Origin of the sequence: Rhizobium sp. ZK1 (assembly GCF_047782645.1) — a bacterium.
Classification (GTDB): domain Bacteria; phylum Pseudomonadota; class Alphaproteobacteria; order Rhizobiales; family Rhizobiaceae; genus Rhizobium.
On sequence record NZ_CP180586.1, the window covers coordinates 2,909,615 to 2,931,125 of the forward strand.

At 60.2% G+C, this 21,511-nt stretch carries 23 protein-coding genes; 12 read left to right on the forward strand and 11 right to left on the reverse strand.

Going from position 1 to position 21,511, the window contains the following annotated elements; all coding sequences use genetic code 11:
• The first annotated feature begins 44 nt into the window (after positions 1–44).
• The 5 genes from ACK9YZ_RS14980 to ACK9YZ_RS15000 all read left to right on the forward strand — a co-directional run bounded on the left by ACK9YZ_RS14980 (position 45) and on the right by ACK9YZ_RS15000 (position 4,893).
• On the forward strand, positions 45–968 hold the full coding sequence (locus ACK9YZ_RS14980) for an ABC transporter permease subunit (RefSeq protein ID WP_183731779.1): 924 nt from the start codon (positions 45–47) through the stop codon (positions 966–968).
• On the forward strand, positions 965–1,882 hold the full coding sequence (locus ACK9YZ_RS14985; protein WP_216755436.1) for an ABC transporter permease: 918 nt from the start codon (positions 965–967) through the stop codon (positions 1,880–1,882). Before ACK9YZ_RS14980 ends, ACK9YZ_RS14985 begins: the two co-directional genes overlap by 4 nt.
• Positions 1,883–2,890: an ABC transporter ATP-binding protein gene (locus ACK9YZ_RS14990; protein ID WP_216755437.1), complete on the forward strand. Its 1,008-nt coding sequence runs from the start codon at positions 1,883–1,885 to the stop codon at positions 2,888–2,890.
• Positions 2,883–3,869: an ABC transporter ATP-binding protein gene (locus tag ACK9YZ_RS14995; protein WP_216755438.1), complete on the forward strand. Its 987-nt coding sequence runs from the start codon at positions 2,883–2,885 to the stop codon at positions 3,867–3,869. The genes ACK9YZ_RS14990 and ACK9YZ_RS14995 overlap by 8 nt, the downstream gene beginning before the upstream one ends.
• Positions 3,870–3,981: 112 nt before the next feature.
• A complete protein-coding gene (locus ACK9YZ_RS15000) occupies positions 3,982–4,893 on the forward strand; it encodes a sugar kinase (protein WP_216755439.1) in 912 nt (303 codons plus the stop codon).
• Between the two features lie 89 nt (positions 4,894–4,982).
• On the opposite strand, the gene gstI is transcribed toward ACK9YZ_RS15000, so the two are convergent.
• Positions 4,983–5,174 (reverse strand): glutamine synthetase translation inhibitor GstI, encoded by a 192-nt coding sequence (gstI, locus tag ACK9YZ_RS15005; protein ID WP_216755440.1) that lies wholly within the window; start codon positions 5,172–5,174, stop codon positions 4,983–4,985.
• 427 nt (positions 5,175–5,601) lie between these two features.
• Here gstI and ACK9YZ_RS15010 point away from each other — a divergent pair, with 427 nt between their 5' ends.
• Both ACK9YZ_RS15010 and ACK9YZ_RS15015 read left to right on the forward strand, forming a co-directional pair.
• The gene (locus ACK9YZ_RS15010; RefSeq protein ID WP_216755441.1) at positions 5,602–6,642 is read left to right on the forward strand and encodes a glutamine synthetase beta-grasp domain-containing protein; all 1,041 of its coding nucleotides are present in this window, start codon (positions 5,602–5,604) and stop codon (positions 6,640–6,642) included.
• Between the two features lie 244 nt (positions 6,643–6,886).
• Positions 6,887–8,071, forward strand: a complete 1,185-nt coding sequence (locus ACK9YZ_RS15015; protein ID WP_416064339.1) for a glycosyltransferase family 4 protein — start codon at positions 6,887–6,889, stop codon at positions 8,069–8,071.
• Positions 8,072–8,073: 2 nt separating this feature from the next.
• Here the strand turns inward: ACK9YZ_RS15015 and ACK9YZ_RS15020 are convergent, their stop codons facing one another.
• On the reverse strand, positions 8,074–9,087 hold the full coding sequence (locus ACK9YZ_RS15020) for an alpha/beta hydrolase (protein ID WP_416064340.1): 1,014 nt from the start codon (positions 9,085–9,087) through the stop codon (positions 8,074–8,076).
• A gap of 164 nt (positions 9,088–9,251) precedes the next feature.
• Between ACK9YZ_RS15020 and ACK9YZ_RS15025 the strand changes: the two genes are divergently transcribed.
• Entirely contained in the window at positions 9,252–9,689 is a 438-nt protein-coding gene (locus ACK9YZ_RS15025; protein WP_416064341.1) for a MarR family winged helix-turn-helix transcriptional regulator, read from the forward strand.
• Positions 9,690–9,749: 60 nt separating this feature from the next.
• On the opposite strand, the gene der is transcribed toward ACK9YZ_RS15025, so the two are convergent.
• The 3 genes from der to ACK9YZ_RS15040 all read right to left on the reverse strand — a co-directional run bounded on the left by der (position 9,750) and on the right by ACK9YZ_RS15040 (position 12,572).
• Complete coding sequence (gene der, locus ACK9YZ_RS15030; RefSeq protein ID WP_216755445.1) at positions 9,750–11,174, reverse strand: ribosome biogenesis GTPase Der; 1,425 nt, start codon at positions 11,172–11,174, stop codon at positions 9,750–9,752.
• A 16-nt stretch (positions 11,175–11,190) separates the two neighbouring features.
• Complete coding sequence (locus ACK9YZ_RS15035; protein ID WP_416064342.1) at positions 11,191–11,874, reverse strand: tetratricopeptide repeat protein; 684 nt, start codon at positions 11,872–11,874, stop codon at positions 11,191–11,193.
• 101 nt (positions 11,875–11,975) lie between these two features.
• A complete protein-coding gene (locus ACK9YZ_RS15040; protein ID WP_416064343.1) occupies positions 11,976–12,572 on the reverse strand; it encodes an NnrU family protein in 597 nt (198 codons plus the stop codon).
• A 128-nt stretch (positions 12,573–12,700) separates the two neighbouring features.
• Here ACK9YZ_RS15040 and ACK9YZ_RS15045 point away from each other — a divergent pair, with 128 nt between their 5' ends.
• Both ACK9YZ_RS15045 and ACK9YZ_RS15050 read left to right on the forward strand, forming a co-directional pair.
• Complete coding sequence (locus tag ACK9YZ_RS15045; protein ID WP_416064344.1) at positions 12,701–13,690, forward strand: polysaccharide deacetylase; 990 nt, start codon at positions 12,701–12,703, stop codon at positions 13,688–13,690.
• Between the two features lie 243 nt (positions 13,691–13,933).
• Positions 13,934–14,341, forward strand: coding sequence for a PAS domain-containing protein (locus ACK9YZ_RS15050; protein ID WP_416064345.1), 408 nt, complete (start codon positions 13,934–13,936; stop codon positions 14,339–14,341).
• Between the two features lie 59 nt (positions 14,342–14,400).
• On the opposite strand, the gene sbmA is transcribed toward ACK9YZ_RS15050, so the two are convergent.
• Together sbmA and ACK9YZ_RS15060 are read right to left on the reverse strand one after the other, a co-directional pair.
• The gene (gene sbmA / locus ACK9YZ_RS15055) at positions 14,401–15,666 is read right to left on the reverse strand and encodes a peptide antibiotic transporter SbmA (protein WP_216755449.1); all 1,266 of its coding nucleotides are present in this window, start codon (positions 15,664–15,666) and stop codon (positions 14,401–14,403) included.
• Between the two features lie 123 nt (positions 15,667–15,789).
• Entirely contained in the window at positions 15,790–16,971 is a 1,182-nt protein-coding gene (locus ACK9YZ_RS15060) for a YbfB/YjiJ family MFS transporter (RefSeq protein WP_416064346.1), read from the reverse strand.
• 161 nt (positions 16,972–17,132) lie between these two features.
• On the opposite strand from ACK9YZ_RS15060, the gene ACK9YZ_RS15065 reads away from it, so the two are divergent.
• Positions 17,133–17,750 (forward strand): PadR family transcriptional regulator, encoded by a 618-nt coding sequence (locus ACK9YZ_RS15065; protein WP_416064347.1) that lies wholly within the window; start codon positions 17,133–17,135, stop codon positions 17,748–17,750.
• A 39-nt stretch (positions 17,751–17,789) separates the two neighbouring features.
• On the opposite strand, the gene ACK9YZ_RS15070 is transcribed toward ACK9YZ_RS15065, so the two are convergent.
• On the reverse strand, positions 17,790–18,386 hold the full coding sequence (locus tag ACK9YZ_RS15070) for a TetR/AcrR family transcriptional regulator (RefSeq protein ID WP_416064348.1): 597 nt from the start codon (positions 18,384–18,386) through the stop codon (positions 17,790–17,792).
• A gap of 193 nt (positions 18,387–18,579) precedes the next feature.
• Between ACK9YZ_RS15070 and ACK9YZ_RS15075 the strand changes: the two genes are divergently transcribed.
• Positions 18,580–18,978 carry a RidA family protein gene (locus tag ACK9YZ_RS15075; RefSeq protein ID WP_216755453.1) on the forward strand — a complete coding sequence of 133 codons (399 nt, stop codon included), beginning with the start codon at positions 18,580–18,582 and terminating at the stop codon, positions 18,976–18,978.
• 40 nt (positions 18,979–19,018) lie between these two features.
• Here ACK9YZ_RS15075 and greA read toward each other — a convergent pair whose 3' ends face one another.
• The 3 genes from greA to ACK9YZ_RS15090 are packed head-to-tail and all read right to left on the reverse strand — an operon-like array spanning position 19,019 to position 21,383.
• The gene (gene greA, locus ACK9YZ_RS15080) at positions 19,019–19,501 is read right to left on the reverse strand and encodes a transcription elongation factor GreA (protein WP_416064349.1); all 483 of its coding nucleotides are present in this window, start codon (positions 19,499–19,501) and stop codon (positions 19,019–19,021) included.
• Positions 19,502–19,531: 30 nt separating this feature from the next.
• The gene (map, locus tag ACK9YZ_RS15085) at positions 19,532–20,281 is read right to left on the reverse strand and encodes a type I methionyl aminopeptidase (RefSeq protein ID WP_183731838.1); all 750 of its coding nucleotides are present in this window, start codon (positions 20,279–20,281) and stop codon (positions 19,532–19,534) included.
• A 40-nt stretch (positions 20,282–20,321) separates the two neighbouring features.
• Complete coding sequence (locus ACK9YZ_RS15090) at positions 20,322–21,383, reverse strand: LLM class flavin-dependent oxidoreductase (protein WP_416064350.1); 1,062 nt, start codon at positions 21,381–21,383, stop codon at positions 20,322–20,324.
• Between the last annotated feature and the right edge of the window lie 128 nt (positions 21,384–21,511).

The following is a 21,511-nucleotide window of genomic DNA, read 5'->3' on the forward strand; positions in this document are numbered from 1 at the left end:
GAAAGGCTCTTCCCGGCACGTCCGGGAAGAGCCGCTCCACGACCATGATCAAATATGCACTCCGTCGATTGCTGTCGACGATCCCTGTCCTGTGGATCGCCGTCACAGCCTGCTTTTTCGTTTTGCGCCTTGCCCCCGGCGGCCCCTTCGATGGCGAAAGGCCATTGCCGCCGGTGATCTTGAAAAACCTCGCGATCCACTACAATCTGGATAAACCGCTCGTTCAGCAGTACCTGATCTATGTCGGCGACCTGCTGAAAGGCGACCTCGGCCCCTCCTTCGCGAGTGAGGACTTCACCGTCGCCCAGCAGATCATGATCGGTCTGCCCTACACCTTCACCATCGGCACTGCTGCCTTCCTGATCGCCATCATCGTCGGCGTGGCTGTCGGCTGTCTTGGGGCGCTCTATCAGAACAAGGCACCGGACTATATTCTGAGTGCTCTCATTCTGGTGGGCGTCGTGCTGCCGAACTTCCTGATCGCGCCGATCATGCAGCTCGTCTTCGGCATCCATCTCGCGTGGTTCCCGGTCGGCGGCTGGGGTGATGGATCGATCAAGTATCTCGTCCTGCCGATCGTCGTTCTGGCGCTGCCGCATGCCGGCCGCATCTCGCGCATCACCCGCGGCTCGATGATCGAAGTGATGAACCAGAACTTCATCCGCACCGCCAAGGCCAAGGGCATCGGCCCGCGTCTGACGGTCATGCGTCATGCGCTCAAACCCGCCATGATGCCCGTCGTTTCCTACCTGGGTCCGGCGGCAAGTTACCTTCTCACCGGCTCGCTCGTTGTCGAAAGCATCTTCGGATTGCCCGGCATCGGCCGCTATTTCGTCAACGCAGCGCTGAACCGCGATTATGGTATGGTTCTCGGTACGGTCATCTTCTACATGGTGCTGATCGTGTTCCTGAACCTTCTGGTCGATATCGCCTATGCCTGGCTGGACCCGAAAGTGAGAAACAGATGATCCTAAATCCTGCAAAAAGAGAGCTGCTCGCAGCCGAGTTGTTGGAAGCGGAAGGCCTGTCTCCAGAAGGCCGCTCGCTGACCAAGGATGCGTTGCGCCGCCTCTCGCGCAACAAGGCGGCCGTCATATCGATCGGCATACTCGTGTTGCTGATCCTTGCCGCCTTCCTCGGCCCGAACTTCATCCCCTTCAACTATGAAGACCCGGACTGGGCCGCCTTCCGCGCGCCGCCGTCCTTCGAAAACGGCCACTATTTCGGCACAGACCCGAACGGCCGCGACCTGCTCGCCCGCGTGCTCTACGGCACGCGCATCTCGCTGGCCGTCGCGTTGACGGCAACCCTGGTCTCCGTCGTCATCGGCGTGCTCTACGGTGCGGTCTCCGGTTATATTGGCGGCAGACTGGACTCCATCATGATGCGCTTCGTCGACATCATGTACGCACTCCCCTACATCCTCTTCGTTATCCTGCTGATGGTCATCTTCGGCCGCAACGTCTACCTGCTCTTTGCAGCGATCGGCGCGCTCGAATGGCTGACCATGGCCCGTATCGTGCGTGGTCAGACCCTGTCGCTCAAGCATCGCGAATTCGTGGAAGCGGCCCGCGCCTCGGGTCAGAAGCCTTTCAAGATCATTACCAAGCACATCATCCCGAACCTCGTCGGCCCCGTCGTCATCTTCGCGGCGCTGACCGTGCCGGAGATCATCGCGACCGAGAGCTTCCTTTCCTATCTCGGCTTCGGCGTTCAGGAGCCGCTGACTTCGCTCGGCACCCTGATTGCCGAAGGCACCGATGCCATGGAAAGCATGCCCTGGCTGCTGGTCTTCCCGGCAAGCTTCCTTGTGGCCCTGCTCCTCAGCCTGCTGTTCATCGGCGACGGGCTGCGCGATGCGTTCGACCCGAAGGATCGATAGATGATCTCAGAAAAACAAAAAGATACCCTTCTCGAACTCAAGGATTACTCGATCACCTTCGAGACCCCCGAGGGCCAGGTGAAGGCGGTCTCCAACATGAACCTGACGGTTCGCCGCGGCGAACGTATCGCCATCGTCGGTGAATCCGGTTCAGGCAAGAGCCAGACGTTCCTTGGCATCATGGGACTGCTCGCCAAGAACGGCAGAACGACCGGCCAGGCATTGCTGGAAGGCCAGGACGTGCTGTCGCTGAAGCCACGCGAACTCGACCGTGTCCGCGGCAAGGACATGGCCATGGTCTTCCAGGACCCGATGACGGCACTCAATCCGTCTCTCCGCATCTCCCGGCAACTGACGGAACAGCTTGAGATCCACCGCGGCTTTACCGCCAGGGCGGCATCTGCCGAAGCGCTCGATATGCTGAAGCGTGTCGGCATTCCTGATCCCACGCGTCGTTTCAACCTCTATCCGCACGAGCTTTCCGGCGGCATGCGCCAGCGCATCGTCATCGCCATGGCGCTGCTCACCAAGCCGAAACTGCTGATCGCCGACGAGCCGACGACCGCGCTCGATGTGACCATCCAGGCGCAGATCCTCGATCTCTTCAATGATCTGACGGCGGAAATGAACACGGCGCTTCTGATGATCACCCACGACCTCGGTGTCGTGGCTGGTCTCGCAGACAGGGTTGCCGTCATGTATGCCGGCCGCATCGTCGAGGAAGCTCCGGTCGACGAACTCTTCGAAAACCCGGCGCATCCCTATACAGCAGCGCTGCACGCTTCGATCCCGCGCCCGGATCAGGATGTCGACGATCTCGTCGTCATCCCCGGCCGCCCGCCGAACCTGCAGCATCTGCCCAAGGGCTGCAATTTCTCGCCACGCTGTTCGCAGGTCCAGGACGATTGCATCGACCGCCCGCCGCAGCTTCAACAGCAGGGAGCAAGCCATTGCGCAGCCTGCTTCCATCCCTTCCCCCGCCGCGAGGAGTTGCTGATCCATGGCTGAGCGCTCGCTTCTGAGGGTCGAGAACCTGACGACCCAGTTCGAGATCCCCTCAAAATCCTTCTTCAAGCCGCCGCTGATGCTGACGGCCGTCAACAATGTCAGCTTCGATCTCGCCGAAGGCCGCACGCTTGGCATCGTCGGCGAATCCGGCTGCGGCAAGTCGACGCTCGGCCGCTCCATCCTGCGTCTTCTGAAGTCGCAGAAGGGGCGCATCCTCTGGCAGGGCCGTAATCTGCTCGATCTCTCCGACGAGGAAATGCGCGCCGCCCGCCGCGACATGCAGATCATCTTCCAGGATCCGATCGCCTCGCTCGATCCGCGCATGACGGTCGGTGACATTATTGCCGAACCGCTCACCGTCTTCGAGCCAAAGCTCTCGAAAGCCCAGCGCCTCGAACGCGTACGCGAGATCATGGCGGCCGTCGGTCTCGTGCCTGAAATGATCAATCGCTATCCGCACGAATTTTCGGGCGGTCAGGCGCAACGTATCGGCATTGCCCGTGCTGTCGTCACGCGGCCGAAGCTCATCATCTGCGACGAGCCGGTCTCGGCGCTCGACGTGTCGATCCAGGGCCAGGTCATCACACTGCTTCGCAAGCTGCGCAAGGAGTTCGGCTTGACGTTGATCTTCATCAGCCACGACCTCTCGGTCGTGCGCCTGATCTCGGATGACGTGCTGGTGCTCTATCTCGGCAAGGTGGTCGAAGCCGGCGATTGCGCCACCGTCTTCGAACATCCGGCGCATCCCTATACGCAGGCGCTCTTCTCGGCGGCGCCGATCCCGGATCCAAAGCTCGCGCGTCTGCGCAGCCGCATCCGCCTGCAGGGCGATCCACCTTCGCCGCTGAATCCGCCACAGGGCTGCGTCTTCTCGCCGCGCTGCTGGAAGGCAACGGATGTCTGTCGCACCGAAATGCCGCCGACGGAGCTCGTCCGCCCAGGGCAGACGGCGGCCTGCTATCATATGGACAGGCCCTGACCTGCCATCTCCATCGCCCCGCAACTGGGGCGATGGACTTTCCATGCTCATTGACTTGTCTCATCTCCCCTCTTCGCGTATCCGCAAGAACAGAAAAATCTGGGAGGACGGCTTGAGCGGACGGTTTTTGTCGATTGGCGAATGCATGGTGGAGCTCTCGCAGGCAGGTGAAGGCCTGCTGCGGAAAGGCTTTGCCGGCGATACTTTCAACACCGCATGGTACGCCCGCGCCTGCCTGCCGCCCGCCTGGTCGGTCGATTATTTCACCGCCCTCGGCGATGATCCGATGTCTGACGAAATGGTCGCCTTCATGGGCAAAGCCGGCATCGGCACGGACCTCATCTGCCGCATCAAGGGCAAGACGCCTGGCCTCTACATGATCAATCTGAAGAACGGCGAACGCTCCTTCAGCTACTGGCGCGACAGCTCTGCCGCCCGTAGCCTGGCCGCCGATCCCGACCGCCTGCGTGAGGCGGTGGAAAGTGCCGATGTCATCTATTTCTCCGGCATCACGCTCGCCATCCTTTCCCATGACGACACCGAGACGCTGCTTGCGGAAATCCGCCGTGCCAAGGCGGTCGGCAAGTTTGTCGTCTTCGACCCGAATATCCGCCCTCGCCTCTGGTCGAGCTACGATGTGATGCACACGACGATCAGCGAAGGCGGACGCGCCTCCTCGCTTGTCATGCCGAGCTTCGATGACGAGGTTGCCCATTTCGGCGATGCCTCCATCGAAGCCACCATTGAGCGCTATCGCGGGCTCGGCGCCTTGCATGTCGTCGTCAAGAACGGCGCGGAAGGCGCAACGCTGAGCTTCGCCAATGAGCAGATGCATGTGCCAGCGGAAAAGGTAAAAAAAGTCGTCGATACCACCAGCGCCGGCGACAGCTTCAACGGTGCATTTCTGGCTCATTATCTGGAAAACCGGGATGCCCCGGCAGCCGCCCGCTTCGGGGCTAAAATCGCCGCCCGCGTCGTCAGCGAACATGGTGCACTCGTGCCGAAGGAAAAGCTCGACCTCTGATATCGAGATTGAAGCCTGCGCATGTCCTTTGTCGGGCGGCCACGCGCAGGCCCGTCCCCCTCAGCGGTCATTAGCGCCTGATTGCGGGATCAGGAATTGGTTTTCTTGTCGTCCGTGCGCACGGCCTCGTCGTGATACCAGCAGCTATCGAGCGCGGCGTCGCACACACCAGCCGCCTCCCGCTCCATCATGCGCAGGCGCTCGAAGCGGTTCGGGCCTTGAGCAGCCTTGAGTGGGAACTGGTAGATCGTCGCGGATTCGCGATGGAAACCGATTGCCATGAGATAGCCTTTCTTCAGCTCGGCCTATCAACATTCACGGTCGAAACAATAGCACAATGCACATAGTTTATGCAAATAGCATAAAATATAGGCAAAGTTATAATTGCAGCCGATCGATGCAGCATTTCCTGATTAAGCTTGCGCTGATTTGTTTAAAACTTCATCCATTAGCCTCAACGCCGGAATTTTGATCTGGTTCCGACCCCGAAAGTGGCCGCCTCAAAGCGGAATGGGGCCAACCGGACTCGCCCTTTCTTCTGCCGCATCCAGGCTGAAAACTGCTTCCGTATTGTGATTCGTAAATTTTTTATGTCTGAAAGACGATCTGGCACGCTACGTGCTTCACAAGAGACATCCCTGGCGGAAGAGCGCACCCTTGCGTCTACTGCCTCAGGATTTGCTCAAGTTCGCAGCAGAGAGAGTCGCGATGACAAAGTATAAGCTCGAGTATATTTGGCTCGATGGGTACACCCCGGTACCGAACCTGCGTGGCAAGACGCAGATCAAGGAATTCGATAATTTCCCGACGCTCGAACAGCTCCCGCTCTGGGGCTTCGACGGTTCGTCGACGATGCAGGCCGAAGGCCGCAGCTCGGATTGCGTGCTGAAGCCGGTTGCCGTCTATCCCGATCCGGCCCGCACCAACGGCGTGCTCGTCATGTGCGAAGTCATGATGCCGGATGGCGTGACACCGCATGCAAGCAACGCTCGTGCGACCATCCTCGATGACGAAGACGCTTGGTTCGGCTTCGAACAGGAATATTTCTTCTTCGAGAACGGCCGTCCGCTCGGCTTCCCGGAGAGCGGCTACCCGGCTCCGCAGGGCCCGTACTATACCGGCGTCGGCTATTCGAACGTCGGTTCGGTTGCCCGCGAAATCGTCGAAGAGCACCTCGACCTCTGCCTCGCTGCCGGCATCAACCACGAAGGCATCAATGCCGAAGTGGCCAAGGGCCAGTGGGAATTCCAGATTTTCGGCAAGGGCTCGAAGAAGGCCGCCGACCAGATCTGGATGGCGCGCTACCTCCTGCAGCGCCTGACCGAGAAGTACGGCATCGACATCGAGTATCATTGCAAGCCGCTCGGTGACACCGACTGGAACGGCTCGGGCATGCATTGCAACTTCTCGACCAAGTACATGCGCGAAGTTGGTGGCAAGGCCTATTTCGAAGCACTGATGGCTCAGTTCGAAAAGAACCTGATGGACCACATCAATGTCTACGGTCCTGACAACGACAAGCGCCTGACCGGCAAGCACGAGACGGCTCCGTGGAACAAGTTCTCCTACGGCGTTGCTGACCGTGGCGCCTCGATCCGCGTTCCGCACTCATTCATCAAGAATGATTACAAGGGCTATCTGGAAGATCGTCGCCCGAACTCCCAGGGCGACCCCTACCAGATCGCATCGCAGGTTCTGAAGACGATCTCGGAAGTTCCGACCTCCGGTTCTGCTTCGGCCGCAGCCTGAGCTTTTACCGCGGCGCCGGCCTCCCCGCTGGCGCCGTTCCTTTTCAAGGCTCATCTGCCTGGCGGCTTTTCAACCGACATATTTACTGTCGCAATAGCCGCAAAGTCCTGTCAACACTCGCACAGGGCTGTAATATTTCCATCATGCACTTCCGCCAAGATAAGAGAGCGGGAATCGCCATTCCGGAACCCCGCCCAGGGATTATGCGTTGCTACAACCATGCGACGCTGATGGAAATGGAAGCATGCTGCAACGTCCGTCAAGTTCATATAGCGGCGAAAGCTGGGCTAGTGCTGCGGCCGCTGGGGCCGTGCCCGAGCGGCTGGTGATCGTGACTGACGCCTGGCACCCGCAGGTCAATGGCGTTGTCCGCTCGATCGAGAACACCAATCGGGAACTCGCCAAGATGGGCGTCGAAGTCTCGATGGTGACGCCGGAGCGCTTCGCAAGCATCCCCTGCCCCACCTATCCCGAGATTCGCCTGTCGATCGCCTGGTATGGCCGTGTTGCCCGCGAGATCGAAAAGCACAATCCTTCCTACGTCCACATCGCGACGGAAGGCCCGCTGGGACTGACGGCGCGCCGCTGGTGCCTCCGCAAGCGCATGCCGTTCTCCACGAGCTACCACACCCGCTTCCCCGAATATGTTTCGGCCCGCCTGCCAATCCCTGAGAGCTGGCTCTATGCTTTCATACGGTGGTTCCACAACGGCGGCGCAGGCTGCATGGTCGCAACGCCCAGCCTCGCCCGGGAACTCGCTGCAAAGGGCGTGAAGAACCTCATGCCGTGGAGCCGCGGCATCGATGCGACGCAATTCCACCCGATGCCGTTGGAAGAGAAACCCTTCGGCCTTCCCCGTCCGATTTTCATGACGGTCGGCCGCGTGGCGCTGGAAAAGAACCTGCCGGCTTTCCTCGATCTCGACCTGCCCGGCTCGAAGGTGGTGGTCGGCGACGGCCCGGCGCGCGCGGATTTGGAGCAGCGCTATCCGGATGTGCACTTCACCGGCATCAAGCTCGGTGAGGATCTGGCAAAGGCCTATGCGCAGGCCGATGTCTTCGTCTTCCCGTCGCTGACGGATACGTTCGGCAATACCATTCTGGAAGCGCTTGCGTCGGGCGTTCCAGTCGCGGCCTATCCCGTCACCGGCCCGCTGGATATCATCGGCGAGGAAAGCCTCGTCGGTGCGCTGGACGAGGATCTGCAGATGGCCTGCTTTGCTGCGCTTTCCGCCTCGCGGGAGAAGGCGCGCGAGCTCGCCATGCAATATTCCTGGGAAGCGGCGACGCTGCAGTTCATCAACAATATCCGCGCCGCCAACGGCGTCATCACGCCGAAATGGAAGAAAGCGTGGCAATACGCCACCAAATCCCTTCCGAGAAGCAGAAAGCCCGGCGATAGCGCCGGGCCTGTCTCGCCTGCCGACTGAGCTTACTTGTGAAGAGCAGCCCTTAAGGTGTCATTGGCGACCGAGATGGCACTCCGCACGGCCGGAGTCTCAGCAATCGCGTTCAAGAGCACGAAGTCATGGATCGTGCCGTTATAGCGGATCGATGTGACCTTCACGCCGGCCTGAACGAGTTTGCGGCCATAGGCTTCGCCCTCGTCGCGCAGCACGTCGTTTTCATCGGTGATGATGAGCGCCGGCGGCAGGCCGTTCAATTGTTCGAGCGAAGCCTGAAGCGGTGAAGCCGTCGGTTCCTTGCGCTTGGCCTCGTCCGGCAGGTAGGCATTCCAGAACCACTTCATGGCTTCCTTGGTCAGCCACGGGCCGTTGGCGAACTGATTGTAGGAGCCAGTGTCGAAATTGGCATCGGTCACGGGGTAGAACAGCACCTGCTGGTCGATATCGGGACCGCCGCGTTCCTTGGCAAGCAGCGTCACGACGGCTGCCATGTTACCGCCGACACTATCGCCGGCAACGGCAAGGCGGCTGGCATCGATATGGAATTCCTTGGCGTGATCGGCGATATATTTCGTTGCGGCATAGGCCTGTTCGATAGCAATCGGATAACGCGCTTCCGGCGAACGATCGTAATCGACGAAGACGACAGCAGCCTTGGCGCCGTTGGCGATCTCGCGCACGAGCCGGTCATGTGTGTCAGCATCACCCAGCACCCAGCCGCCGCCATGGAAATACATGACGACAGGCAGCGTGCCCTTAGCACCCTCAGGGCGAACGATGCGCAGCTTGACGCTGCCGGTCGGGCCGACCTTGATGACCTTGTCCTCTTCCCGGGCTGCCAGCTTCTTCACGTCACCCTTCTGGGCGCCGGCGAGGATGTTGCGGGCCTCATCAGGCGAGAAGGTATAGATCGGCTTGGAGCCTGCCAGGCTATCGATGAATTTCTGTGTTGTCGGTTCCAGCACCGGATCGGCAAACGCTCCGATGGCGGAAGCTGCCAGAATTGCTGCTGCGGAAACTGCGGTCTTGATGCCAGGCATTGTCGTATCCTCTTGGGGTTCGTTGCGTTCTTCCTGAACGCAGTTTTTATATCGCACACGACTTATTATCGCGCGATATAAAATATCGCATGGCGGCCATGCATAAAAGCGTCTACGATTATTTATCGCACGATATAAAGTCCTGCAGTTTTGGAGATTGAGCCATGTCGGACCAACTGAAACTCGACAACTTCATCTGCTTTGCCGTCTATACGGCAAGCCACGCCTTGAACCGTGTCTATAAGCCCCTGCTGGACGAACTCGGCCTCACCTATCCGCAATATCTGGCGATGGTGTCGCTCTGGGAAGAAGACGGCCAGACCGTCGGCGGCCTCGGCGGAAAGCTCTTCCTGGAATCGAGCACGCTGACCCCTCTCCTGAAACGTTTGGAGACCGCAGGCTACATCCGCCGCGAACGCAGCAGGCAGGACGAACGCGTCGTGGCGCTGCGCCTGACGGAGGAAGGCAAGCGTCTGAAGGAGAAGGCGGAGACTGTACCGGGCTGCATCATCGACGCAAGCGGCCGCAGTGGAGATGAGCTTGCACGGCTGCAGGCAGAGATCGTCGCACTGCGCGAGGCACTGAACAAGAGCGCATCCTGACGCCAGGCGCGCCGGGCGGCAGGCTCATTCCGGCCCGCGCGGCAACGCTGGAAAACCGCGCTAAGTCCGCTTCTTCTTCCCCTCATAGGGATTGTCCGGCGACCGGTAGTGGATCCGGATCGGCACACTCGGCATGTCGAAATCGGCACGCAGCCCGTTGATCAGGTAGCGCGTATAGGATTCCGGCAGGGCATCCGAGCGGGTGCAGGACACCATGAAGGCCGGCGGGCGAGCCTTTACCTGCGTCATGTATTTGAGCTTGATGCGGCGGCCGGAAACGGCCGGTGGCGGGTGCTGCACCTGCTGCTGCTCCAGCCAGCGATTGAGCTTGGCGGTCGAGATGCGCTTGTTCCAGACGCGATCGGTATCGATGATCGACTGCATCAGCTTGTCGAGCCCCCAGCCGGTCTGGCCGGAGATCGGCACGGCACGAATGCCGCGCGCCTGCGGCAGCAGCCGGTCGGTCTTCTCGCGCAGGTCAGCGAGCACGGCCTGGCGATCCTCGATCATGTCCCACTTGTTGAATGCGAGAACCGCCGCGCGGCCTTCGCGCAACACGAGGTCGACGATATGGAGATCCTGCTTCTCGAAGGGGATCGTCGCATCGAAGACGATAACGACGGTTTCAGCAAAGCGGATGGCGCGCAGCGCATCGGCGACGGAAAGCTTTTCCAGCTTCTCGATCACCTTGGCCTTGCGGCGCATGCCGGCCGTATCGAACATCTTGATCGTGCGGCCCCGCCAGTCCCATTCCACGGAGATGGAATCGCGCGTTATGCCGGCTTCCGGCCCCGTCAGCAGCCGGTCCTCGCCGAGGAACCGATTGATGAGCGTCGACTTGCCGGCGTTCGGACGACCGACGATCGCAACACGCAGCGGCTTGGTGTCGTCATAGGCGGGCTCTTCGTCGTCTTCACCCTCGTCGCCTGATGGTTGCGGCAGGTCGACATCGGTGACGGCAACGTCTTCTTTCGACGGATAAGCGACATCCTCGCCGAGCGCAGCAACGATGGCGTCGCGCAGATCGAGCATGCCCTGCCCATGTTCGGCCGAAATCGGCACGGGTTCGCCAAGCCCCAGCGAGTAGGCATCGTAGAAACCGCTGTCGGAACCGCGCGCCTCGGACTTGTTGGCAACGAGCACGACCGGCTTTCCGCGACGGCGCAGCATCTCGCCGAGCGCCGTATCGACCGGCGTCAGCCCGGTTTTAGCATCGACGACGAAGAGCGATAGATCGGCCTCGTCGATTGCCGTTTCCGTCTGCTGCCGCATACGGCCCTGCAGGCTCTCATCCGTCATCTCTTCGAGGCCTGCCGTATCGACAATTGTAAAACGCAGGTCGATAAGCCGCGCTTCGCCCGGGCGGCGGTCGCGGGTCACGCCCGGCGTGTCATCGACAAGCGCAAGCTTCTTCCCAACCAGCCGGTTGAAAAGCGTCGACTTGCCGACATTCGGGCGACCGACGATGGCGACCGTAAAACTCATTCTTTTCCCTTAAGCCTTAACCCTGCGCGGCGGGCGCCTTGCCGGATGCGGTGATGAGATCAAGCATCATATGAGCGCGATTGGCAACATTGCGCGGGCTGTCGACATCGTCGACGATCGACTGGAACCACTGGCGCGCCTGGGCCATGTTGCCGGCCTTGTAGGCGGCAAGACCAAGCGCCTCGCGCGCCGAATGGCGGAAGGCATTCCCCGGTACGGCCATTTCTTCGACGGCGGCAGAAACCTGTTCATAGGTGCCGTTCTCGATCAGCAGCCAGCCGGCGCGCATCTTGGCAGCATCCTGCACGGCGGCCGGGACGGATTTGTCCTTGGCGATGGCCTCGAAGGACGCGATCGCTCCGGCATTGTCGCCCTTCTGCGACTGGACGGTCGCTGCACGCATGCGCGCCAGAACCGGATAGGCGCCGTGGCCTTCCTTTTCCAGCTTGTCGAGTGCGGCGAGCGCCTCGTCCGTCTTGTTCTCGTCGGCAAGCTTCATCGCCGCCAGGAATTGGTCGCCGGCGCCGGAGGAACGGGTATTGTCCCAATATTCGTAGGCGACCTTGCCGATGGTTCCGAGCACGATGAGAACGGCAATGGCAATGATATAGCGGCCAAACCGGCGCACTGCGCCCTTCATCTGGTCGGAACGCAGTTCCTCGTTGACTTCACGAATGAAGCTGTCGTCGTTGAATGCCATTCTCGTCTCCGGCCACGGATACCCATACATAGTGCAAAACGCACATTGTCGGGCCTTCTACTCCATTTTGCGGCCGTTGTAAGGGGGATATCGCAGAATCGTCACGAAGCAAGCATCGGCAGCGGGGCAACACCGATCAGCCATTCGTGAACACGCCAGATCGTCAGCGCCCAGACGATCGCGCCGATGATGACGGCGTAGAGGTCATTCTTGGCCGACACGAAGGTAGGCAACGTGATCTCTCCACGCTGTTGGCGCCGCTTCAGCGAGATGCGAAGCACCACGCCCCAAATCAGGAAGGCTGTAAAAAGCAGCACCGAATAGGCTTCGCCGTTCGACAATAGATGGGCGAGCGCCCAGATCTTCACCGACAGCACGATCGGATGTTTCGTCTTCGTCTTGATATAGCCGCCTGGCAGGAAACCGGCGACCAGACAGATCACCGCGATCAGCATCAGCGTGACGGTAAGATGCGCCATGCCAACAGGCGGATTATAAAGGAGGCCGATCGGCTCGCTGCGCGCCACACCGAAGGCGTAGATCACGAAGATCAGCGTCAGGATGCTCGCAACCGAGTGGATAGCCATCCAGGCAGGCTTGCCGATCCCATCGATCATCGCCTGCCGGAAGCCCGGCACGACGACGCGGATCAGATGAACGCCGAGAAAGAGAATGAGGCTGAGGACGAGCAGAGCCATGATGATCTGGTTTTCCTGTTTAATGGTCAGCCATGAATTACCGGCAGACGGTGAAAAATGCCAGCGAGACCGCAGCTTCGCCGCATTTCTGTAACAGGAAAACCGCAATGCAAATTGTCGCGGTGCCCATGTTTCGTTCTATTTTTTCTGCTTCCCTCGCCCTGTCTCTGATTTTTCCTGCCGTTGCGGAGGCCGCCGACAAGCCGAAGCAGCTGGTTATCATCTCCTTCGACGGCGCTCACGACAACGCACTCTGGCAGAAGAGCCGCGAAATGGCGGCAAAGAACGGCGCGCACTTTACCTACTTCCTCTCCTGCACCTTCCTGATGAATGAGGCAGCGAAGAAGGCCTACCAAGCCCCTCATCAGAAACGCGGAAAATCCAATGTCGGTTTTGCGCAGAGCGACGATGAGATCCGCGAGCGCCTCGGCAATATCTGGCACGCCCACCTAGAGGGGCACGACATTTCCAGCCATGCCTGCGGCCATTTCGACGGAAGGCAATGGAGCGAGGCGGACTGGTCGGCCGAATACGCGACGTTCAAGACGACGCTGAAGAACGCCTGGAAGGGCGTCGGCTTGGACGAACCGGCCGGCTGGCAGGATCTGGTCGACCACGGCATCAAGGGTTTTCGCGCACCCTACCTGTCGACCGGCGGCGGTGCGGACATGATCGCAGCCGAGAAGAAAGCAGGCTTCACCTATGACGCAAGCCTCGTCACCAAGGGGCCGGCCATGCCGGTCGAGGAACACGGGGTCATCCGCTTCGGCCTGCCGCTCATTCCCGAAGGTCCGGGCGAAAAGCCGATCATCGGCATGGATTACAATCTCTTCGTTCGCCACTCCAAGGGCGAGGAGGACGCAGCCGACAGCGCCGCTTTCGAGGAGCGCGCCTATGCCGCCTTCAAGGAGGCCTTCGACAGGCAATATGCCGGCAGCCGCATTCCCCTGCAGCTCGGCTTCCACTTCGTGGAGATGAACGGCGGCGCCTATTGGCGTGCGCTCGACAGGCTGGTCGGCGACGTCTGCCACAGGGCCGATGTCGCCTGCGTCAGCTATTCCGAAGCGATCCCCATGATCGAGGCACGTGGCCAGTTGCAGCAGACATCCGGGTTGTAAGGCACCCTTACCTACTTAAAATGTTGGATATCAAAAACCACCTGCACCAATTGATTGCGTCCGACCTGCGCTTTGATAAGCACTACATCATGAATGCGCACAAGCACAGGTGGTGGTGTCATGACGGCTATTGTGGACTTCGAGTGTCTGACCGACAAAGACGAATTTCCCATTTGTGAAACCGGCTTTTTCATCTGAGACATCGTCACCAACCTTCTTTACGGCGACGGAGCGGTCGCCGAAATGTTCAGACTTGACCCCTCGAAAACGGCAAGCGGCCTGCCGCTCGAAGCCTATATCTCCCGCATCCATCCGGAGGATCAGCCGGCAGCCGCCAGGATCATTCATGACGCGATCCTGACACAGGAGCCGGAACACCAGAGCTACCGCACCCGCTGCGCCAACGGCGCCTTCCATCAGGTCATGGTCTTCGGACGCTGCTTCCGCGACAAGAACGGCATTCCGTCCGTTTATGGCGGTATTGTCTTGCCCCTTCCGGAGGAAGCGCCGGTGGCCACGCCGCTGCTCGACCATTGCCTCGCCGCCTATGACATCGCCCTCAGGGAGGGCAACGTGGCTGTTGCGGATCATATTCTGGAGGCATTGATGGATTTGGATTGGAAAAATACGGGGTGCAACCGCCCGAATTGACGATCTGCCGGACGCTCAAACAGAAAGGGCCACCATTTCGGTAGCCCTTTCTGTTTTTGTCAGCCGTCGACGTGAACGACGCCGGCCTCACGCTCCAGATAACGCTGATCGATATCCGGCAGCGGCTCATCGTCAATTGCCGCTTCGAAGGCCTTGAGACGCTTGTGAATGGACAGCAGTTCGATGATCGTCGACCAGGAGTTGACGAGAAATTGGAAGGAATTGCTCACCTGGCCGAAGGCGGTCGAGATCTGTTGGAAGATGCCGAAGGTGATGGCGCCGGCGACGAGAGTCGGCGTCATAAAAAAATAGACGAAAAGATTGTCGGCCTGCAGATAAAACGAGCGGGCAATATCGAAATACATATAGTGAAAGTAAAGCGTGAAATAATTCGCTCTTACCCTTGAGAACAGTTCTCGGACGGTCGGCGGTTGCGCTCGGTCGGCATGATCCTCACCATAGACCAGTTCCTTACGGTAGGCAGCCTCCACGCGTTGGTTCTTAAAATTTAGCCCAGGCAATTTGATACCCGCGACAGCAAGCAGGACGGTGCCGAAGGCCGACCAGAAGATAGCCAGCCAGAAAAGAGAGTTCGGCACTTCACCGAGCACCGGCAGCGCCGTGACATAATGCGATAGCTCCAGCATGATCGGCAGGAAGACGACCAGCGTCATTACTGAATTGATCAGGTTGATGCCGAGGCCTTCCAAGGTGCTGGAAAAGCGCATCGTATCCTCCTGCACACGCTGCGATGCGCCTTCGATATGGCGGAGCTTTTCCCAATTGGCCATGTAGAAATTGTTCATCGCCGTTCGCCAGCGGAAGATGTAGTGCCTGGTGAAGAAATCGGTCAGGATCGATACGAACATCGCGAGGAAAGCGATCTGCGCAAAAATCAGAAATAGATCGTAAAAGTTCTCGACGGTAATACCCGGCTTCTTCGCCAGCGCATTCTGCAGCAGATCACCAAAAGGCCGGCGCCAGTTGTTGATGACGACCGTGATCTGCACGCCAAAATAGGTAACGAAGATGATCAGCGCCGATCCCCAGACGGACCACAGCTTCCACGGATGATGCAGCGCCTTTAGATGCCAGAAGCCGCAAAAGATGAGCGCGGCTAAAAGGAAGTAGCCGTAAAACCAGAGATTTTCCGGCAGCAGAAAGAACGAGAGATCAATCGGCTGCTGCTCTTCGGGAACCGGCGTAAAACCAAGCGAAGCACCGAGACCGGCCGCGAAGAAATACCAGCCAAAAATTGCAGCCAGCGTCCAGACTGCGAGCGAAGTAAAGAACGCCTTTGGCTGGGGGAAGAAGGAATGAAACACGGGGGGTTTTGCTTTCCTGAACTGGAGTCACGGAAGAGTGGCGAACCACTGATTGCCCGGAAATTAAGGCAGTTCGAAGAAAGCGGCAATGGGTCCAGCCCATTGTTACGCACTTGTAATCACTTAAGGGATTTTCTTCATCACCGGCATGACCAGAGCCGCGCAGAAAACCAGCACGATTGCGGCGATGATGGTCGGCAGCACGAAATTTCCGGTTCCCTGTGCGATCCAGCCGGCAACGACAGGACCGACCATCTGACCGATACCGAAGGCGGCCGTCATCAGCGCCAGGATGCGGCGCGGGCTTTCGGGTGACAGCCGGCGGCCGATCTGCAATCCATAGGCGGTGATGGCAAGGAACGTTGCGCCGAACAGCGCGCCGCCGATCAGTGGTGCCACCGAATGCGGCAGTGCCACGGTCGCGAGCACGCCAACAGCCTCGATGATGAGGGCGGCCACATAGACGCCGCCGATCCCGAGCCCGCGCACGAAGGGCTTCCAGATGAACAGCGCGATGGTGGCCGTCAGTCCCGCAATGAACCAGCAGAGGAATTCAACGATCGGCCCCGAGGCGCTCATTCGGGCGATGGCGACGAGAAAGGTTGCGGTGATGACGTAGCCGAAACCAAAAAGCCCGTAGGACAGCGTCAGCAGCACCATCGGCCGGTTCCAGGCGAGATCAGGCTCCCTTGCCTGACCCGTATGCACCGGCGCCTTCGGCAGCAATGCCCAGACGATGCCAGAGCTGACAAGGCAGAAGAGCGCGCCGCCGATCCAGTCCGCGCGCCAGCCGCCGGCCGCATCGTCAAAGACATAGCCCAGCGCAAACACCATGACGGAGGAAATCGCGATCCCCGCCCCCGGCCCGCCGAAATGCGTCGCCTGAACGTGATCATTGTCTGCAGCGGCCCCGTGGCTCAGCACGATTGCAGACGCGAAGACCAGCGTGAAGGCGCTCGCCACGCCAGCGAAGAAGCGGATGACCGCAAAGAGCATCACCGAGTCCGTCGCCGCCATGGCGGCAAGCAGGATTGCGGTCGCCAGCAGCGAAAGAAGCGCCACCAGCCGCTCGCGCCCCGCCGCCCAGCCATAGGCAGCCAGGACAGCACCGACGAGGTAGCCGACAAAATTGGCGGAAGCTATGAAACCCGCGTCGGCAGCCGATAGCGGCACGCCGACCATCATTCCCGGCAGGATCGGGGTGAAGGAAAAACGCCCGAAGCCCATCGCCGCCGCCATGGCGACGGCGCCTGCAAGCGCTGTGGTAAGGAGATTGACCGGGCGGTCGTCATTGGGAGCCAACATGGCCCCGTTTATCGCGCTGCAGCATGGCCGTCACAAGTGACTAATTCTGATGAGTTCTTCAATTTCACGAACAGATTTGTCGCATTGCCTCTTGAATGATATGTCTTACGATATATGTTTACGACACAGTAAGCGATACATCAGATATATAGGAATATGACATGAGAGGTTTTCGAGGCGGATTCGTCGGCGAGGCGATGCGCATGGGAATGGGCCGCAGGTTTTCTGCCGGCGAGTTGCAGACGATCCTGCTGGCGCTTCTGGAAGAGCGTCCAAGCCACGGTTATGAACTGATCAAGACGCTGGAGGAGCGCTCCGGCGGCTTCTACGTGCCGAGCCCGGGCGTCATCTATCCGGCCCTCACCTATCTGGAAGAGACCGGACTGGCGGAAGTGGAAAACGAAGGGACGAAGAAGCTCTACAAAATCACGGAGGCCGGCCGCCGGAAGGTGGAAGAAAACCGCGACATGATCGACCAGACGCTTGCCAAGCTGGAACGCATTGCCGAAGGCATGGCCTTCGTTAACCGCATGTTCGATCCCGACCAACCCCAGGGCGGCGGGGGCCGCGGTGGCCACGGCCATCGGCGTCGTGACCACGAGGACGATGAATTCGGCCGCGACCACAGCAACGTCCATGCCGCACGCCAGCTGCTGCGCTCCGCCCTGCGCATGCGCCATCCCTGGTCAACAAGCGAGGCTGCCAGGATTTCCGCGATTCTGGAGCGTGCAGCCATGGAGATCCTGCAGGGCGGCAAGACCGACCCGCATCAGGACTAACGTCGCTTGAGCGAATGGCGGCGGAAGTCGCCGCCCCAGTCAGTCCTCGACCTTCAGGAGACCGCCTGCCAGGGATCGGAATGCTTCGACGACCTTTGCCAGAACGGCATGAGGATCATCTGCTGCGGCGATCCAGAGTGCCGCGCTGAGCGACGCTCCGTTGAGCAGACGGGCCGCAGCCTCCGCATCGACGGGTCTGACAGTCCCTTCGTCGATCAGCGCCTGTATGGTCTGGGTCGTCGTGCGAAGGCAGGCATTCTGGCTCGGCCATTGCGAGGGATCACCCAGCACGGCCGGTCCGTCAAGCAACATGATACGCTGGATCTCCGGCTCCAGAGCCATCTCGATATAGGCGGTATATTCCGCGAGAAGGCCGAGCCAGGCCGACTCCGCCCGGTCGCGCTCGATGCGCAGCCGCTCCCCCATCTCTGCGTCGATCTGGTCGATCACGGCCTGCAGAAGGCCCTTCTTGTCGCCAAAATTATGATAGAGCGCGCCACGCGTCAGACCGACATCGGCGGTCAGATCATCCATGGAGGCCGCCGCATAGCCCTTGACTGCGAAGGCCTTCCGGGCGGCCCGAATGAGCTTCGCCCGCGTCTGCTCCATCATCTGTGTCCGAGTTCTTGCGGTCATCACGATCTCCAAAATTCACATACGCATCGTATGCGTATTGACATACGCGGCGTATCTCCTGATATATCCACATACGGAGCGTATATCAATTGCAGCTCCGCATGACGGGCAAGCCCCGTATCCGCGAATGCTTCCCCTCTCACGACGAACGCGTGTTCGGCGATGGGTACCCTTTTGTCTACAGGAGAAAACAATGACCAAGCGTGACGCGATCTTCCCAGCCGGCCGGCAGGCGCTCTATGAAATCAACCGCTATTCCGCGGCAATCCGCTCCGGAGACCTGCTCTTCGTCTCCGGCCAGGTCGGCAGCCGTGAGGACGGCTCGCCCGAGCCCGATTTCGCAAGGCAGGTGCAGCTTGCCTTCGACAATCTGAAAGCCGTGCTGGCGGCTGCCGGCGCCACATTCGACGACGTCGTCGATGTCACGAGCTTCCATACCGATCCCGAAGCACAGTGGCAGATCATCTCGGATATCAGAATGAAGGAAATCGGCGAGGCGCCCTATCCGAACTGGACGGCTATCGGCGTAAACTGGCTAGCCGGCTTCGATTTCGAGATCAAGGTCATCGCCCGCCTGCCGCAGGCGGCCTGAAGCAAAACATGAGCGCCGCGCGCAAGGCGCATGCGGCGCTCTATGAAATCCTGATCACCTCAAGTTCCTGATCACCGACAGTGACGACATCTCCAACGGCCTTGCCCATGAGGAGCCGAGCGACCGGCGCAACATAGGAAATCGACCCGGCTTTCGGATCGGCCTCCTCCTCTCCGACGATGCGATAGGTCTGCACCCGCCCGTCATCACGGCTGAAGGTGACCGTGCTTCCGAAGGCCACCACGTCGGTCGTTCTCGGGTCGGCAACCAGTTGCGCCGTGCGGACGCGTTCGACGAAATAACGCAAGTCGCGCAGAGGATTGGCCTGCTGCCGCCGCCGTTCGTTGACGTCTTCGATCCTGCTCGCAGCCTCATAGGCCTGGCGCGCGTCCTGCACCTGCAGTTCAAGTGCCTTCAGCCCGGCCTCCGTCACGAGGTTGGGATGCGGCGAAATCGGCCGGTCGGGCAGCAGCGTTTCCGCTGCGGTTTCGGCACTCTCTTCCTTGATAAAGGCAACAGCCATCTCGACCTCCAACAGCGAGGGTGATACCCCTCAAGCCGCCAACGTCAGAATAATCGGCCCGTTGCGGGTTGCAACCACTGTGTGCTCGTACTGCACCGTCGGGGCTTGGGGATCGGCATAGAGCGTCCAGGCGTCATCGCCGCCTTCTGCCCATGTTGCCCCGAGCGACAGGAACGGCTCGACGGTAAAAACGAGGCCTTCCGTCATCATGCGCCGCTCGGACGGATCGGGCCAGGTGGAAAGCTCGGCCGGCTCCTCATGCAGGGAGCGGCCGACGCCGTGGCTCGCGAGATTGGCAACGAGCGTATAGCGGTTCTTCTGGGCAAAGGCGCCGACGGCATTGCCGATCTTCGCCAGCGGCTCGCCGGCCTTGATCTGGTTGAGGCCGACCCACAGCGCCCGCCGGCCGTCCCGGCACAGCTTCTCGATCTTCGACTTCACCGGCGGCACGGCGAAAGAGGCGCCGGTATCGGCAAAGAAACCGTCCTTTTCGGCCGAAACGTCGATATTGACAAGGTCTCCCGGCCGGATGACACGCGGGCCGGGAATGCCGTGGGCAATTTCCTCGTTGACGCTGATGCAGGTCGCGCCTGGAAACTGGTAGCAGAATTCAGGCGCCGAGCGCGCGCCGGCATCTTCCAGAACCTTGCGGCCGATCTGGTCGAGTTCGAGCGTCGTCATGCCCGGCTCCATCGCCGCCGCCATCACCTGTATGGCGTTGGCACAGATGCGGCCGATATCCTTGAGCTTGGTAAGTTCCTCGTCGTTCTCGATAACCATAGACCCGTTCCGGTTTCACCCGAGAGCGACAGGCTCTTCGTCAAGCGGTGGATTTCGCGTCTTCGGAAGCCCCAGTCAATGCCTTTCTGACGATCGGCGCCACTTTTGTACCGTAAAGTTCGATTCCGCGCATGATCTGATCGTGCGGCATCTGGCCGATCGCCATCTGCAGCAGGAAGCGGTCGTTGCGGAAAACCTTGTGGGCGGCAATGATCTTCTCGGCAACCAGTTCCGGATCGCCGAGGAAGAGATTTCCGGTCGGGCCGCGCGACATGTCGAAATGTGCCCGGCTCGTCGGTCCCCAGCCGCGCTCGCGGCCGATGCGGTTCATTACTTCGGCCTGCGGACCGTAGAACTGGTCGGCCGCGGCCTCCGTCGTATCGGCAATGAAACCGTGAACGTTGATGCTGGTCTTCAGCTTCGTCGCATCCTGCCCCGCCCGGCGGGCCGCTTCCCGATAGAGATCGAACAGCGGCGCAAAGCGCGGATATTCCCCACCGATGATCGCAAGCGCCACTGGCAAGCCAAGAGCACCGGCGCGCGCCGCCGACTGCGGCGTACCGCCCACCGCAATCCACAGCGGCAGCTGATCCTGCAGCGGCCGCGGATAAACGCCGCGGCCGTGGATCGGCGCGCGCAGCGCGCCCTTCCAGTCGACCACTTCGTTGTCGCGCAGAGCCAGAAGAAGATCGAGTTTTTCCTCGAAGAGCTGGTCGTAATCTTCGAGATTGTAGCCAAAGAGCGGGAAGGATTCGATGAAGGAGCCGCGCCCCGCCATGATCTCGGCACGGCCGTTGGAAATCAGGTCAAGCGTCGCAAACTGCTGGAACACCCGCACCGGATCGTCCGAAGAGAGAACCGTGACGGCGCTGGTGAGACGAATAGTCTTGGTCTTCGTCGCGGCGGCAGCAAGTGCGACCACCGGCGCGGAGGCCACATAATCGGGTCGATGATGTTCGCCGAGCCCAAAGACATCGAGCCCGACCTGATCGGCAAGCTCGATCTCCTCGATCAGATGCTTGATCCGCTCGGCCGCTTCCACTCCCTTGCTGCGGGAAGCGTTCGGATTTACGTCTGCAAATGTATAAAGGCCCAGTTCCATGATCGGCACCCTGTTAAACTTAAGCCCGGAGATAAGGATGCGGCGAGTGAAGAGCAAACAGAAATTCTGGAACGATATCTTCGAGAAAATCGATAGTCTGAGCACCCCCGGCAGTGCCGCGCTTCGAC